At 73.7% G+C, this 14,160-nt stretch carries 14 protein-coding genes and 1 rRNA gene; 11 read left to right on the forward strand and 4 right to left on the reverse strand.

Annotation, left to right across the window (positions count from 1 at the left end):
- Positions 1-152 precede the first annotated feature (152 nt).
- A 5S ribosomal RNA gene (gene rrf / locus AQJ11_RS36405) occupies positions 153-269 on the forward strand.
- Between the two features lie 30 nt (positions 270-299).
- On the opposite strand, the gene AQJ11_RS50530 is transcribed toward rrf, so the two are convergent.
- Positions 300-1,175 (reverse strand): hypothetical protein, encoded by an 876-nt coding sequence (locus AQJ11_RS50530; protein WP_059266155.1) that lies wholly within the window; start codon positions 1,173-1,175, stop codon positions 300-302.
- A 303-nt stretch (positions 1,176-1,478) separates the two neighbouring features.
- Here AQJ11_RS50530 and AQJ11_RS50535 point away from each other — a divergent pair, with 303 nt between their 5' ends.
- Complete coding sequence (locus AQJ11_RS50535) at positions 1,479-2,240, forward strand: tetratricopeptide repeat protein (protein ID WP_208616708.1); 762 nt, start codon at positions 1,479-1,481, stop codon at positions 2,238-2,240.
- 88 nt (positions 2,241-2,328) lie between these two features.
- Here the strand turns inward: AQJ11_RS50535 and AQJ11_RS36420 are convergent, their stop codons facing one another.
- Entirely contained in the window at positions 2,329-3,612 is a 1,284-nt protein-coding gene (locus tag AQJ11_RS36420; protein ID WP_059266157.1) for a DUF1015 domain-containing protein, read from the reverse strand.
- A gap of 74 nt (positions 3,613-3,686) precedes the next feature.
- Here AQJ11_RS36420 and AQJ11_RS36425 point away from each other — a divergent pair, with 74 nt between their 5' ends.
- The 4 genes from AQJ11_RS36425 to AQJ11_RS36440 all read left to right on the forward strand — a co-directional run bounded on the left by AQJ11_RS36425 (position 3,687) and on the right by AQJ11_RS36440 (position 7,809).
- Positions 3,687-4,715 carry an HAD hydrolase-like protein gene (locus AQJ11_RS36425; RefSeq protein WP_059266158.1) on the forward strand — a complete coding sequence of 343 codons (1,029 nt, stop codon included), beginning with the start codon at positions 3,687-3,689 and terminating at the stop codon, positions 4,713-4,715.
- A 138-nt stretch (positions 4,716-4,853) separates the two neighbouring features.
- Positions 4,854-5,897 (forward strand): FecCD family ABC transporter permease, encoded by a 1,044-nt coding sequence (locus tag AQJ11_RS36430; protein ID WP_041665079.1) that lies wholly within the window; start codon positions 4,854-4,856, stop codon positions 5,895-5,897.
- Complete coding sequence (locus tag AQJ11_RS36435; protein ID WP_059266159.1) at positions 5,894-6,940, forward strand: FecCD family ABC transporter permease; 1,047 nt, start codon at positions 5,894-5,896, stop codon at positions 6,938-6,940. Before AQJ11_RS36430 ends, AQJ11_RS36435 begins: the two co-directional genes overlap by 4 nt.
- Complete coding sequence (locus AQJ11_RS36440) at positions 6,937-7,809, forward strand: ABC transporter ATP-binding protein (protein WP_208616703.1); 873 nt, start codon at positions 6,937-6,939, stop codon at positions 7,807-7,809. Before AQJ11_RS36435 ends, AQJ11_RS36440 begins: the two co-directional genes overlap by 4 nt.
- A 12-nt stretch (positions 7,810-7,821) precedes the next feature.
- Here the strand turns inward: AQJ11_RS36440 and AQJ11_RS36445 are convergent, their stop codons facing one another.
- A complete protein-coding gene (locus AQJ11_RS36445; protein WP_014671842.1) occupies positions 7,822-8,169 on the reverse strand; it encodes a sterol-binding protein in 348 nt (115 codons plus the stop codon).
- 42 nt (positions 8,170-8,211) lie between these two features.
- On the opposite strand from AQJ11_RS36445, the gene AQJ11_RS36450 reads away from it, so the two are divergent.
- Genes AQJ11_RS36450 through recN form a run of 4 tightly spaced genes read left to right on the forward strand, consistent with a single transcriptional unit; the run spans position 8,212 to position 12,009 of the window.
- Complete coding sequence (locus tag AQJ11_RS36450) at positions 8,212-8,490, forward strand: hypothetical protein (protein WP_014671841.1); 279 nt, start codon at positions 8,212-8,214, stop codon at positions 8,488-8,490.
- A 7-nt stretch (positions 8,491-8,497) separates the two neighbouring features.
- The gene (locus AQJ11_RS36455) at positions 8,498-9,313 is read left to right on the forward strand and encodes a TlyA family RNA methyltransferase (RefSeq protein WP_059266161.1); all 816 of its coding nucleotides are present in this window, start codon (positions 8,498-8,500) and stop codon (positions 9,311-9,313) included.
- On the forward strand, positions 9,310-10,227 hold the full coding sequence (locus tag AQJ11_RS36460) for an NAD kinase (RefSeq protein ID WP_014671839.1): 918 nt from the start codon (positions 9,310-9,312) through the stop codon (positions 10,225-10,227). The genes AQJ11_RS36455 and AQJ11_RS36460 overlap by 4 nt, the downstream gene beginning before the upstream one ends.
- A gap of 39 nt (positions 10,228-10,266) precedes the next feature.
- Entirely contained in the window at positions 10,267-12,009 is a 1,743-nt protein-coding gene (gene recN / locus AQJ11_RS36465; RefSeq protein WP_014671838.1) for a DNA repair protein RecN, read from the forward strand.
- 42 nt (positions 12,010-12,051) lie between these two features.
- Here recN and AQJ11_RS36470 read toward each other — a convergent pair whose 3' ends face one another.
- Entirely contained in the window at positions 12,052-12,282 is a 231-nt protein-coding gene (locus AQJ11_RS36470) for a hypothetical protein (protein WP_059266162.1), read from the reverse strand.
- A 678-nt stretch (positions 12,283-12,960) separates the two neighbouring features.
- Between AQJ11_RS36470 and AQJ11_RS36475 the strand changes: the two genes are divergently transcribed.
- Positions 12,961-14,154: a glycosyltransferase family 4 protein gene (locus tag AQJ11_RS36475; RefSeq protein ID WP_059266163.1), complete on the forward strand. Its 1,194-nt coding sequence runs from the start codon at positions 12,961-12,963 to the stop codon at positions 14,152-14,154.
- Positions 14,155-14,160 lie beyond the last annotated feature (6 nt).

Below are 14,160 nucleotides of genomic sequence, written 5' to 3' on the forward strand. Positions count from 1 at the left end.
AGGTGGAGTTGACTGGTACTAATAGGCCGAGGGCTTGTCCATTGATGCTCGCGTCCACTGTGTATGTTCTGAGGCAACGAACGGTTGCCGGCTTAGAGCTGAACTGTGAACACAAGTGAAGAGTGTGCTTGTTCGCTCGAAACCATTAGGGTTTCGGTGGTCATAGCGTGAGGGAAACGCCCGGTTACATTCCGAACCCGGAAGCTAAGCCTCACAGCGCCGATGGTACTGCAGGGGGGACCCTGTGGGAGAGTAGGACGCCGCCGAACAATCTTTGGAGGACCCCTGGTCACCAGCGTTCAGCTGGGACCAGGGGTCCTTTTGTTTTTACAATGCTTGTGGTACCGAAGACAGGAGTCACCATGTCCACCAACTCTCCCGACGACCGACCGGAGCGCGACCAGCGGCGACGGGACAGTGGTGACCGGGGTGACCGTGGCGGCTTCCGCCGCGACAACGACCGCCGTGACTACGACCGGCGTGGCGGCGACGACCGGCGTGGTAGCGACCGTGGTGGCGATCGTGGTGGCTACGGCCGCCGCGACGATCGCCGTGATGACCGGCGCGACGACCGCCGTGGCGGCGGTTTCCGCCGCGAGGGCGAGCGTGGCGCGCGTCCGGGGTTCCAGCGGGATGACCGCGACCGGGGCGAGCGCGGCGGATTCCGTCGCGACGACCGCCGAGACGACCGCGGTGACCGTGGTTTCCGCCGCGACGACCGCGGTGACCGGGGCGACCGCCCCTCCTTCCGCCGTGACGACGACCGTGGCGGCTACGGCCGGCGCGATGACAACCGCGGTGGCTACGGCCGCCGTGACGACCGTCGGGACGACCGGCGCGACGACCGCGACCGCGGCGAGCGCGGTGGCTTCCGGCGGGACGATCGCCGTGATGACCGGCGCGACGACCGCAGGGACGACAGCCGTGGCGGCGGCTACCGCCGTGAGGGAGACCGGGGTTCGCGTCCGGCCTTCCGTCGGGACGATCGGCGTGACGACCGTCGCGATGACCGCAGGGACGACCGCGGGGACCGTGGTTTCCGCCGTGACGACCGCGGTGACCGGGGTGACCGCCCCTCCTTCCGGCGTGACGACGACCGTGGTGGCTTCCGCCGCGACGACCGGCGTGACGACGACCGTGGCGGGTTCCGCCGCGACGACCGGCGTGACGACCACCGAGGTGGCTTCCGCCGCGATGACCGCCGTGACGATCGCCGCGATGACCGCCGTGACGATCGTGACCGCGGCGACCGTGGTGGCTTCCGGCGGGACGACAGCCGTGGTGAGCGCGGTGGCTTCCGTGGCCGTGACGGCCGGGACGACCGTGGGGGCCGCGGGCCCCGCAGGGACGACCGTGGTGACCGCGGCGGGCGTCCCGGTGGCTACCGGGGCCGTGACGGCCGTGACGGCCGGGACGACCGCCGTGGCGGCGGCCGGTTCCGTGATGAGCGGGACCGGGACCGGGAGCCGATCAAGCGGCTGCCGATCCCGGAGGACGTCACCGGCGACGAGATCGACAAGGACGTCCGGCAGGAGTTGCAGAGCCTGCCCAAGACGCTCGCGGAGGACGTCGCCAAGAACCTGGTGATGGTCGCCCGGCTCATCGACGAGGACCCCGAGGGCGCCTACGGCTACTCCAAGGTGGCCCTGCGCCTGGCGTCCCGCGTGGCCGCCGTGCGCGAGGCCGCGGGATTCGCCGCGTACGCGAACCAGAAGTACGGCGAGGCGCTCGCCGAGTTCCGGGCCGCGCGGCGGATGACCGGCACCGTGGACCTGTGGCCGGTGATGGCCGACTGCGAGCGCGGGCTCGGCCGGCCGGAGAAGGCGCTGGACATGGCCGGCGCCCCCGAGGTGCACAAGCTGGACAAGGCCGGTCAGGTCGAGATGCGGCTCGTCGCCGCCGGTGCCCGGCGTGACATGGGCCAGCTGGACGCGGCCATCGTGACCCTCCAGAGCCCGGAGCTGGCCTCCAACTCGGTGCAGCCGTGGACGGCTCGCCTGCGCTACGCGTACGCGGACGCCCTGCTGGCCGCCGGCCGGGAGCGCGAGGCGCGGGAGTGGTTCGCGAAGGCCGTCGAGGCGGACCGGGACGGCAGCACGGACGCCTCCGACCGGCTCGCCGAGCTGGACGGCGTGGAGTTCGTCGACGCCCTGTCCGAGGACGCCGAGGACACCGAGGACGGCGCGGACGCGGCCGGCGAGTCCGCCGAAGCCGCCCCGGAGGACGGCGACAAGGACTGACGTCAGTCACCGGGAAGAGGGCAGGCTCCTGAAGGAGCCTGCCCTCTTCCGTGTGCCGGCGGCCCGTGCGTTGACGCCTGCTGCCGGCTCAGATCTCCAGTGCCCGCAGCACCAGCCCCGAGGCCGGTTTCGGGCCGAACGACGTCGACTTCCGGGGCATGGTCACGCCCTGCCGGGCCAGGTCGCGTACGACCTCCTCGCGGACCGGGTGCAGCAGGACCGCCGTACCGCCGTCGCGTTCCGCCTTCTCGACCGTCGCCGCCGTGTCGTGGATGTAGGCGATGTGGGCCGGGGAGTCCTCGGGGATGTGCCAGACGTGGTCCAGCAGCGTGGCGTGCAGGACCGTCGCGTCCAGGGTGCGCCAGGCGGCCGGGCGGTCCGCGGGGACGGTCCGGGCCAGGAGATCGGGGTCCGGGCGGTCGAGCAGGTGGAAGGCGCCGTCGCCGGCGAGCAGGAAGGCGTTGCCGGCGCAGGCCGCGTCCGCCAGCGTCTCCAGGGCCTGGGCGAGGGGCTTGTCGAGGCGCCGTACCCGGAACAGGCCGTCCACCGCGGCCAGGGCGTCCGCGACCGGCAGGCCGTGCAGCAGCCGGTGGATGGCGCGGACGCGCAGCGGGTAGCGGGCGGTGTCGACCAGGAGGACCAGGCCGTAGTCCCAGGGGCTGGGGGAGGGGTGTTCCAGGCGCAGCCGGCGGTAGGTGGCCCAGCGGTGGTGGCCGTCGGCGATGAGGGCCTGGCGGCCGGCGAGGTCGGTCTGGATGCGGGTCAGTTCGTCGGGGTCGGTGACGGACCAGAGGCGGTGCCGGTAGCCGTCCTCGGTGGTCGTGGCCAGCAGGGGCGGTCGGTCCGCCGTGCGCTCGACGACCTCGGCCGCCGTGCCGTCGCCCCGGTAGGTCAGCAGCAGCGGCTCCAGGTTGGCACGGGTGGCCCGCATGAGGGCCGCGCGGTCGGCGACCACGGGCGGCATGACGTCCTCGTGCGGGAGCACCACGCCCTCGGCGGGTTCGGTGACCCGCAGGGTGCCGATGATGCCGCGCTGGAGCATGCCGTCGCCGTGCCGCTGCTCGTACACGTAGAGGCCCGGCTCGGGGTCGGCGGCGAGGATGCCCTCGTCCAGCCAGCGGCGCAGCGTGTCGGCGGCCTGCTCGGTGCGGGCGCTGGGGGTGCCGGCCTGGGGCAGGATCAGCCGGACGATGTTGTAGGGGTCGGCCGACTGGAGGTGGTGCAGGCCGTCGGGGCGTACGACGACGTCGTAGGGCGGGGAGGTGACGGAGGCGAGGCTGCCGACCCGGTCGGGGTCGTAACGAAGACCTCGGAACGGGGTGAGTTCCAGGCCTCGACGCGGTGTTGCCTCCCAGTGACCTGCTGTGTTCATCCCGGCATCGTACGTGTGTCAGTGGCGTGCGGGATGATCGGGGGAAAGGCGAGTGAACGAGGAGCGATGTGGACATGAGCCAGGGCGTCAGGACGAGGCCCGAGGGCAGTGGGCAGCCCCTGAGCGAGGCGTACGACACGGCGCTGCTCGATCTGGACGGGGTGGTGTACGCCGGCGGGAGCGCGATCGCGCACGCGGTCGACTCGCTGGCGGTGGCCCGGTCGGGCGGGATGCGTCTCGCGTACGTCACCAACAACGCGCTGCGGACCCCGGACGCGGTGGCCGGACATCTGACGGAGCTGGGCATACCGACGGGCGCGGACGATGTCATCACCTCCGCGCAGGCCGTCGCGCGGCTGATCAGCGAACAGGTGCCGGCCGGGGCCCGGGTGCTGGTGATCGGTGGTGAGGGGCTGCGGGTGGCGCTGCGTGAGCGGGGCCTGACGCCGGTGGAGTCGGCGGACGACGACCCGGCGGCGGTCGTGCAGGGTTACGGCGGGCCCGATCTGCCCTGGGGGCGGTTCGCGGAGGCGTCGTACGCCGTCCGGCGGGGTGTGCCGTGGTTCGCGTCCAACACGGATCTGACGATTCCCAGCGGGCGGGGCATCGCTCCGGGCAACGGGGCGGCCGTGGAGGTCGTGCGGATCGCGACGGGCGCCGAGCCGCAGGTCGCGGGCAAGCCGCTGCCCCCGATGCACCGGGAGACGATCATCCGGACCGGTGCGGAGCGGCCGTTGGTGGTCGGGGACCGGCTGGACACGGACATCGAGGGCGCGTTCAACGGCGGGGTGGACTCGCTGCTGGTGCTGACCGGGGTGACCGACGGGGCGCAGTTGCTCGCCGCGCCGCCGCAGCACCGTCCGACGTACGTGGACGCCGATCTGCGCGGGCTGCTCACCGGGCAGCCGGATATCACCCGGGAAGGTGACGGTTTCCGTTGCGGCGGGTGGACGGCGGCGGCCGGAACGGACCGGCTGGAGCTGACGGGCGACGGCGAGCCGCTGGACGGGCTGCGGGCGCTGTGCGCGGCGGCCTGGACGGCGGCGGGGGAGGGATCCTGCGCGCTGGACGGGGAGAAGGCGCTGGCCAGGCTGGGGCTCTGACGGTTCCCCAGGCGGTTGCCGGCGGCCCTCGGGGAGCGGCGGGACGCGGGCGGACCGCGGGGCGCCTCGGCGGGCTTCAGCGGGCCTCAGGGGAACCGGGGATCGAGATCCGATGCGAGGGTAGGCTAACCTAACCTCGTGTTGGTCGACAGTCCTCCGGAACAGCGCGCGGAGACCGCCCCCGCGCCCCCAACCCGCCGGGCGGCGAGGGCCCTTGGGCTCCTGCTCTCGGTCGTGCTCCTGGTGCTCGTCGCCCTGGCGAGCATCGCGATCGGGGCGAAAGCGCTGTCGCTGGACCAGGTCTGGCACGGCCTGTTCCACGACACGGGGACGTACGGCGACGTGGTCGTCGACGAGCGGCTCGCGCGTACGGCCCTCGGTCTGCTGGCCGGTGCCGCGCTCGGCCTGTCCGGCGCGGTGCTCCAGGCGCTGACCCGCAACCCGCTGGCCGAGCCCGGGCTGCTCGGCATGAACGCGGGCGCCTCCGCCGCCGTCGTGACGGCCATGACCTACTTCGGCGTCACCAGCCTCAGCGGCTATGTGTGGTTCGCGTTCCTCGGCGCGGCGGCGGTCGGCGCGCTGGTGTGGTTCCTCGGCGGCAGCCGGGGGGCCACCCCGGTCCGGCTCGCGCTCGCCGGTACGGCGATCAGCGCGGCCCTGTACGGCTACCTCCAGGCCGTGCTCATCACGGACGGCGCGGCCCTCGGCAAGATGCGCTTCTGGACGGTGGGTTCGCTGGTCTCGGCCACGAACTCGACCATCGTGCAGGTGCTGCCGTTCCTCGCGGTCGGCACGGTCCTCGCGCTCGCCCTGGCCCGGCCGCTGAACGCCGTGGAGATGGGCGATGACACCGCGCGGGCCCTCGGCGCGAACCTCGGTCGCACCCGGGCGCTGGCCATGCTGGCCGCCGTGGTGCTGTGCGGTGCCGCGACCGCCGCCTGCGGCCCGATCGTCTTCGTCGGCCTGATGGTCCCGCACGTCGTGCGCTCCTTCACCGGTCCCGACCTGCGCTGGATCATGCCGTACGCCACGGTCCTGGCGCCCGTGCTGCTGCTCGGCGCCGATGTCGTCGGCCGGGTCGTGGCCCGCCCCGCAGAGCTTCAGGTCGGCATCGTCACCGCGATCATCGGCGGCCCGGTCTTCATATTTCTCGTACGACGGCGGAGGACGGCCCAGCTGTGAAGACACACTCCAGGAGCCGTGCCATACGCACCCCCGGCGGGCTCTCGCTGCGCCTGGACCCGCGTGCGCTGGTCGTCGTCGTGCTGCTGCTCGCCGCGGCCTGTGCCGCCGGTGTCGCGTTGATCGGCACCGGCGAGGCGAGGATCCCGGCGGCCGACGTGCTGCGGACGCTCGCCGGCGACGGCACCGCGTACCAGGACTTCATCGTCAACGAGCTGCGGCTGCCGCGCGTCCTCGTCGGCCTGCTGGTCGGTGCCTCGCTCGGCCTCGGCGGGGCGCTGTTCCAGTCGGTCTCCCGCAACCCGCTGGGCAGCCCGGACGTGCTCGGCCTGTCGCAGGGGTCGACGGCCGGCGCGCTCGTCGTGATCGTGCTGATGTCCGGCAGCGCCTCCCAGGTGACCGTGGGCGCGCTGGCCGGCGGCCTGGCGACCGGCCTCGCCATCTACGCGCTCGCCTGGAAGCGGGGCGTGCATGGATACCGGCTGGTGCTGGTCGGCATCGGCGTCAACGCGATCATGACGGCGGTCAACGGATATCTGCTCACCAAGGCCGACCTGGTCGACGCCACCCGCGCGGTGGTGTGGATGACCGGCTCCCTGAACGGCAGGGGCTGGGAGCAGGTCTGGCCGCTGCTCGGGCTGTGCGCCGTCCTCGTCCCGCTGGTCCTCGCCAACGCGCGCGGCCTGCGGATGATGGAGATGGGCGACGACATCTCGAACGCGCTCGGCGTGCGTGTGCAGCGCGTCCGGCTCGTGCTCATGGTCTGCGCCGTCCTGCTCGTCGCCGCCGCCACGGCCGCCGCCGGCCCCGTCAGCTTCGTCGCGCTCACCGCGCCGCAGCTCGCCCGCCGCCTCACCCGCTCGCCGGGGCCGAACCTGGTGCCCTCCCTGTGCATGGGGGCGACCCTGCTGGTCGCCGCCGACTGGGCCTCCCAGCGCGCCTTCGGCGCCGACCAGCTGCCCGTCGGCGTGGTCACCGGCGTCCTCGGCGGCGCCTACCTGCTGTGGCTGCTGGTCACCGAGCGCCGGGCGGGCCGGATATGAAGCGCGCGCAGGGCCCCGACGCGAGCGGCACGCACCCGAACACCCCTAGGAGCACTGTGAACCGCCTGTCCGCGGAGAACGTCACCCTCGCCTACGACCAGCGGGTCATCGCCGAGCAACTGTCGGTGGAGATCCCGGACAACTCCTTCACGGTGATCGTCGGCCCGAACGCGTGCGGCAAGTCGACGCTGCTGCGGGCGCTGTCGCGGATGCTCCGGCCCAGCCAGGGCCGGGTGCTGCTGGACGGGCAGGCCATCCAGTCGATGCCCGCCAAGAAGGTCGCGCGGACCCTGGGCCTGCTGCCGCAGTCGTCCGTCGCGCCCGACGGCATCACCGTCGCCGACCTCGTCGGCCGGGGCCGCTACCCGCACCAGGGCCTGCTGCGCCAGTGGTCGGCACAGGACGAGCGGGTCGTGCGGGAGTCGATGCGGCAGACCGGCGTGGCGGAGCTGGCCGAGCGGTACGTGGACGAGCTGTCCGGCGGGCAGCGGCAGCGGGTGTGGATCGCCATGGCGCTGGCCCAGCAGACCCCGCTGCTGCTCCTGGACGAGCCGACCACCTACCTGGACATCCAGCACCAGATCGACGTCCTCGACCTGTGCGCCGAGCTGCACGAGGAGCAGGGCCGGACGCTGGTGGCGGTGCTGCACGACCTCAACCACGCCGCCCGCTACGCCACCCACCTCATCGCCCTGCGCGGCGGCACGGTGATCGCCGAGGGTGCCCCGAACGACATCGTCACGGCCGAGCTGGTCGAGGAGGTCTTCGGGCTGCGCTGCCAGGTCATCGAGGACCCGGAGACGGGCACCCCGCTGGTGGTGCCGGCGGCCCGGAAGGCGCGCGCGGAGAAGGCCACGGCGGCTTCCTGACGACGCGAGCGCCTACAGCAGCTTCCGCAGCCGGAACAGGTCCAGCAGGCTCGCCTCCAGCCTAACCCGGCCCGAGCCCCAGGCGGTGGCGAAGTTCAGCTCGCCGCCCACCAGGGCCACCAGGTCGTCCCCGGCCATGGCGAGCCTGATCTGCGCCTTCTCACGGGGCGGCCCCGGAAGGGTCTCGTCGACCTCGATCCGGCCGCCGGTCATCCGGCCCGCGAAGGTGACGTCGAGATCGGTGATGTGGCAGCTCACCGAGCGGTCGAGCGCGGCGGCGGCGCGGACGTCGCCCTCGGCCCCCCGCATGTTGTCCGAAAGCTTCTCCAGTGCGGCGCGGCACTCCTCGATCGTGGCCATCGCCCACGACGGTACCCCAGCGGTTCGGGGTAGCGTCTGGGCATGAGCGAGTCCGTGTCCGAGGCCGACATCGACACCGAGGCGGCGCCCGCGTACGACCCCGCGGCGCCCGCCCCCCTGAACGTCGCGCGCACCCCCACCGGCAACGCCGAGGTCGACGCCCAACTCGACCGGCTGGCCGACGCCGACCACCTCGCCACCGACGGCCATGTCGAGGTGTACGAGGATGTACACCGGGGACTGCGCGACGCGCTCACCGCGCTCGACGCCCGCCCGGGACCCGCGGCCCCCTCACCGTCGTACCACCAGAGCAGGAGCTGAACCGAACGTGGCAGGAGTCGCACGCCGCCGTCTCGACGCGGAGCTGGTCCGCCGGAAGCTCGCCCGTTCGCGCGAGCACGCCAGCCAGCTGATCGCCGCCGGGCGGGTCACCGTCGGCAGGACCGTGGCGACCAAGCCGGCCACGCAGGTGGAGTCCGCGGCGGCGATCGTCGTCCAGGCCGACGACAGCGATCCCGACTACGTCTCCCGGGGCGGGCACAAGCTCGCCGGCGCGCTGGCGGCCTTCGTGCCGCGGGGGCTCGTCGTCGAGGGCCGGCGCGCGCTGGACGCCGGCGCGTCCACCGGCGGCTTCACCGACGTCCTGCTGCGCGCGGGCGCCGCCCACGTCGTCGCGGTGGACGTCGGCTACGGACAACTCGCCTGGTCGCTCCGGAAGGATGAACGCGTCACCGTCAAGGACCGTACGAACGTACGCGAGTTGACGCTTGAGGCGATCGATGGGGAACCTGTGGATCTTGTCGTGGGTGATCTGTCCTTCATCCCGCTCGGGCTGGTGCTGCCCGCCCTGAAGCGGTGCGTGACGGCGGACGCCGACCTGGTGATGATGGTCAAGCCGCAGTTCGAGGTGGGGAAGGAGCGGCTCGGCAGCGGGGGAGTCGTACGGAGTCCGCAGCTGCGGGCGGAGGCCGTGCGAGGAGTGGCCGAGAAGGCGTGGGAGCTGGGGCTCGGGGTGCGGGGGGTCACCGCGAGCCCGCTGCCCGGCCCCTCGGGGAACGTGGAGTACTTTCTCTGGCTGCGGGCGGGGGCACCCCAGGTGGACCCGGCCGACGTCGAACGTGCAGTGGCGGAGGGGCCGCGTTGACACAGAACCTGGCGCGTACTGTTTTCCTGCTCGCCCACACCGGGCGGCCCGCGGCGATCCGCAGCGCGGAACTCGTCGTCAAGGGCCTGCTGCGGCATGGCATCGGGGTGCGGGTGCTGGAGGAGGAGGCGCGCGACCTGCCGCTCCCGGACGAGGTGGCCCTCGTCAAGGAGGCGACCCCGCAGTGCCTGGACGGGTGCGAGCTGCTGATCGTGCTGGGCGGCGACGGCACGCTGCTGCGCGGCGCCGAGTTCGCGCGGGCCTCCGGGGTGCCGATGCTCGGCGTCAACCTCGGGCGTGTCGGGTTCCTCGCGGAGGCCGAACGGGACGACCTCGACCGGGTCGTGGACCGGGTGGTGGCGCGGTCGTACGAGGTCGAGGAGCGGATGACCGTCGACGTCGTGGTGCACCGCAACGGCGACATCGTGCACACCGACTGGGCGCTGAACGAGGCGGCCGTGCAGAAGGCCGGCGCCGAGAAGCTGCTGGAAGTCGTCCTGGAGATCGACGGGCGGCCGGTCACGGGCTTCGGGTGCGACGGCGTCGTGCTGTCCACACCGACCGGGTCCACGGCGTACGCCTTCTCCGCCGGGGGGCCGGTGGTGTGGCCGGAGGTGGAGGCACTGCTGATGGTGCCGATCAGCGCGCACGCGCTGTTCGCCAAGCCGCTGGTCACCTCGCCGGACTCCGTGCTGGCGGTGGAGGTGCTGCCGCACATCCCGCCGGGCGTCCTCTGGTGCGACGGGCGGCGGACCGTGGAGCTGCCGCCGGGTGCGCGGGTCGAGGTGCGGCGGGGCGCCGTGCCGGTGCGGCTGGCCCGGCTGCACCATTCGTCCTTCACTGACCGGCTTGTGGCGAAGTTCGCGCTGCCCACCACGGGATGGCGGGGCGCGCCCCACCACCCCTCGGAGTGACATAGGCGGGCCATGTGCGCTCCCGGCCCCGGACCTCGTATGGTCTGTTCCGTGTTGGAGGAGATGCGGATACGGTCGCTCGGGGTCATCGACGATGCCGTTGTCGAGCTGTCGCCGGGGTTCACGGCCGTCACCGGTGAGACGGGTGCGGGCAAGACCATGGTGGTCACCAGCCTGGGGCTGCTGCTCGGCGGCCGGGCGGACCCGGCGCTCGTGCGGATCGGGGCCGAGAAGGCGGTGGTGGAGGGGCGGGTCACCGTGCCCCCCGGAGCCGCCGCCGTCGTGCGCGCCGAGGAGGCCGGGGCCGAGCTGGACGACGGTGCCCTGCTGATCAGCCGTACCGTTTCCGCCGAGGGCCGCTCCCGGGCGCACCTGGGCGGGCGCAGCGTGCCCGTCGGGCTGCTCGCCGAGCTGGCCGACGACCTGGTGGCCGTGCACGGGCAGACCGACCAGCAGGGGCTGCTGAAGCTGTCCCGGCAGCGGCAGGCGCTCGACCGGTACGCGGGCGACGCCGTCGCGGTGCCGCTCGCCAAGTACGGCGAGGCGTACAGGCGGCTGCGGGCCGTCGCCGCCGAGCTGGAGGAGATCACCACGCGCGCGCGTGAGCGGGCGCAGGAAGCCGACATGCTGCGGTACGGGCTCGACGAGATCGCCGCCGTGGAGCCGCGGCCCGGCGAGGACGTGGAGCTGGCCGAGGAGGCGGAGCGGCTGGGGCACGCCGAGGCGCTGTCGTCCGCCGCGACGGCCGCGCACGCCGCTCTCGCGGGCAATCCGGAGGACCCCGAGGGGATCGACGCCTCGACCCTCGTCGCGGGCGCGCACCGGGCCCTGGAGGCCGTGCGGTCGCACGATCCGGCCCTGTCCGCGCTCGCCGACCGGATCGGGGAGATCGGCATCCTGCTGGGTGACGTGGCGGGTGAGCTGGCGGGGTACGCCGACGATCTCGACGCCGACCCGCTGCGGCTGGCCGCGGTGGAGGAGCGCCGGGCCGCCCTGAACGCCCTGACCCGCAAGTACGGGGACGACGTCGCCGGCGTGCTGGCCTGGGCCGAGCGGAGCGCCGCGCGGCTCACCGAGCTGGACGGCGACGACGAGCGGATCGAGGAGCTGACCGCCGAGCGGGACGCGCTGCGCACCGAGCTGGGCGGGCTCGCGCAGGCGCTGACGGACGCGCGGACGGAGGCGGCCGAGCGGTTCGCCGCCGCCGTGACCGCCGAGCTGGCCTCGCTGGCGATGCCCCACGCGCGCGTGTCCTTCGACATCCGCCAGACCGAGGACCCGGAGGGCGTCGAGGTCGGCGGGCGGACGGTCGCCTACGGCCCCTCGGGCGTGGACGAGGTCGAGCTGCTGCTCGCCCCGCACCCGGGCGCCCCGCCGCGGCCCATCGCCAAGGGCGCCTCCGGCGGTGAGCTCTCCCGCGTGATGCTGGCCGTGGAGGTGGTCTTCGCGGGCACCGACCCGGTGCCGACGTACCTCTTCGACGAGGTCGACGCGGGTGTCGGCGGCAAGGCGGCGGTCGAGATCGGCCGGCGGCTGGCGAAGCTCGCCAGGACCGCGCAGGTCGTCGTGGTCACCCACCTGCCCCAGGTCGCCGCGTTCGCCGACCGCCAGCTGCTGGTGGAGAAGACCAACGACGGCTCCGTGACCCGCTCCGGTGTGAAGGTCCTGGAGGGCGAGGAGCGCATCCGCGAGCTGTCCCGGATGCTGGCGGGCCAGGAGGACTCCGAAACGGCCCGCGCCCACGCGGAGGAACTCCTGGCGACGGCCAGGGCTGATCTCTGAGAGCCCGGCCGGGCGGGCTTGCCGCTCGCCCGGCCCGCGGTGTCACTCGCGGCGGTTCATGCGTTGCCGCGCCATGTGATACGCCCAGGCGTGGGTCGACACCTTCTTCTCGATGCCGAAGTGCCGTCCTGTGGCTTCTTCCAGGACCTGGTGGAACTCCTCCATCAGCGAGCCCCGGTCGGTGACGGCGAAATCGCTGTCGGTCCAGCCGTAGAGGGACTTCAGTTCGTGTTTGACGGCGGCGAAGAAGGCGGGGCGCTCGCGCTCGCCCACACCGATCCGGACGCCGTGCCGCTGGAGCCACTGTGTGAGTTCCCCGGGTGCGTCCAGCCACTTGTCCGGGCTGTCCCGCAGCTCGGCATGGTCGACCCAGGCCCAGAAGCTCTCGGCGTCGGCCGTGGCTTCGCCTTCCTCGCCATGTTCTCCCCTGGAACCGTCGGTGTCGTGAGGGCATCGTGGCAGGCGGCACTGACAACGGCCGGGCGCCGGCCGGGAGCGGTGGGCCGCCCCCGGTGCCGCACCGGGGGCGGCCGCGGTGGCGGGAAACCGGCGCGCGGGGCTGCTCGCGCACGCCGTCGCTCTGGTGGCCGCGGTCCGCTACGGTGACCGGGGCAGCGCCTGGGCGCGCGCCCGGTGAGCGGCTGACCTCGTCGTATGCCCTCGTACACCGTTCGGCCGCGGCAGACGGTCCCTCACCCGTGTGGGTGATGTGCTCCGGCGCATTGCCCCGGCCCGCCGCACGGTGCGCCCTCCAGGATGTCCCTGAACGGCCGTACGTCCTGGCATGCTTGGCAGGGAACGCGGGGCGGGCAGCGGGTACGGACGGCCGGCCCGGGAGGCGCGCGGGGTGCGCCCTTCCGCCCCCCTGAGCCCGCTACCTTCTGTACGTTTCCTCGTGACCACCCACGTGATCCCCGTGCCCGTCCCCCGTGAACCAGGAGCCCCGGCCCCGTGAGCCCCCTGAGCAGCAACGCACCGCGCGGCCAGTCGCCGCTGCGCACCGTGCAGGTGCTCGGCGGAGGCAACGCCGGCAGCAGCGCGCACGTGCGCTCCCTGGCCGAGGGACTGGTGGCGAGGGGCGTGCGGGTCACCGTGTGCGCCCCCGTCGAGGCCGATCACGCCTACGACTTCCTCGGGGCCGGCGCCGAGCACGTGCACGTGCCGCGCAGCAGCGACCCCGTCTCCGTGGCCGCGCTCCGGACGGCCTGCGCGAACGCCGACCTGGTGCACGCGCACGGCCTGCACGCCTCCTTCAGGACCGTGCTCGCGCTCAGCGGGCGCACCACCCCGCTGGTGGTCACCTGGCACAACCGGGCGCACGCCCAGGGCCCGCGGGCCCATCTGCTGCGGCTGCTGGAACGGCGTGTGATGCGCACCGCGTCCGTGGTCCTCGGCACCAGCCCCGACCTGGTCGACCGGGCCCGGCGGACCGGCGCGCGCGACGCCCGGCTCGCGGCCGTCTCCCTGCCGGGCCGGCACCGCACCCGCGGCCTCCTCGGCGCCGGCGCCCTCGCCCTCGACACCCTGGACGCCTTCGACGGCCCCGACCGCGACGACCCCGACCGGCTGCGGCCCAAGACCCGGGCCGAACTCGGCGCCACCGGACGCCCGTTGCTCATCGCGGTCGGCTCCCTGGACCGGCACCGCGGCTACGACGTCCTGCTCGACGCGGCCCGCGCGTGGCGCGACCTCGACCCGGTGCCCCTGGTGGTCGTCGCGGGGGAGGGGCCGCTGCGGCCGGTGCTGCAACGGCGGATCGAGGACGAGGAACTGCCGGTGCGGCTCATCGGACACCGCGAGGACGTGCCCGAGCTGCTCGCCGCCGCCGACCTCGCGCTGCTCACCAGCAGTTGGGAGTCGCGGTCCGTCCTCGCCCAGGAGGCGCTGCACGCGCGCGTGCCGCTCGTCGCCACCCGCGTCGGCGGCATCCCGGACCTCGTCGGCGACGCGGCCGAACTCGTCCCGTACGGCGATCCGGAAGCCCTCGCCGACACCGTCGTACGGCTCCTCGCGGACCCGGAGCGGTGCGCGGTGCTGCGCGAACGCGGGACGCGGCAGGCCGCCACCTGGCCGACCGAGGACGAGACCGTCGCCCAAGTGCTCAGCGTCTACGACGAGTTGACCCAGCCGAGGCCGCTGGCCTGAGCGGGC

This window comes from Streptomyces corchorusii, from assembly GCF_001514055.1.
GTDB lineage: Bacteria > Actinomycetota > Actinomycetes > Streptomycetales > Streptomycetaceae > Streptomyces > Streptomyces olivaceoviridis.

Coding starts and splice junctions, on each gene's coding strand:
- AQJ11_RS36420 (WP_059266157.1), bottom strand. CDS start 3,612: ATGAACACAGCAGGTCACTGGGAGGCAACACCGCGTCGAGGCCTGGAA.
- AQJ11_RS36425 (WP_059266158.1), top strand. CDS start 3,687: ATGAGCCAGGGCGTCAGGACGAGGCCCGAGGGCAGTGGGCAGCCCCTG.
- AQJ11_RS36440 (WP_208616703.1), top strand. CDS start 6,937: ATGAAGCGCGCGCAGGGCCCCGACGCGAGCGGCACGCACCCGAACACC.
- AQJ11_RS36445 (WP_014671842.1), bottom strand. CDS start 8,169: ATGGCCACGATCGAGGAGTGCCGCGCCGCACTGGAGAAGCTTTCGGAC.
- AQJ11_RS36450 (WP_014671841.1), top strand. CDS start 8,212: ATGAGCGAGTCCGTGTCCGAGGCCGACATCGACACCGAGGCGGCGCCC.
- recN (WP_014671838.1), top strand. CDS start 10,267: ATGGTCTGTTCCGTGTTGGAGGAGATGCGGATACGGTCGCTCGGGGTC.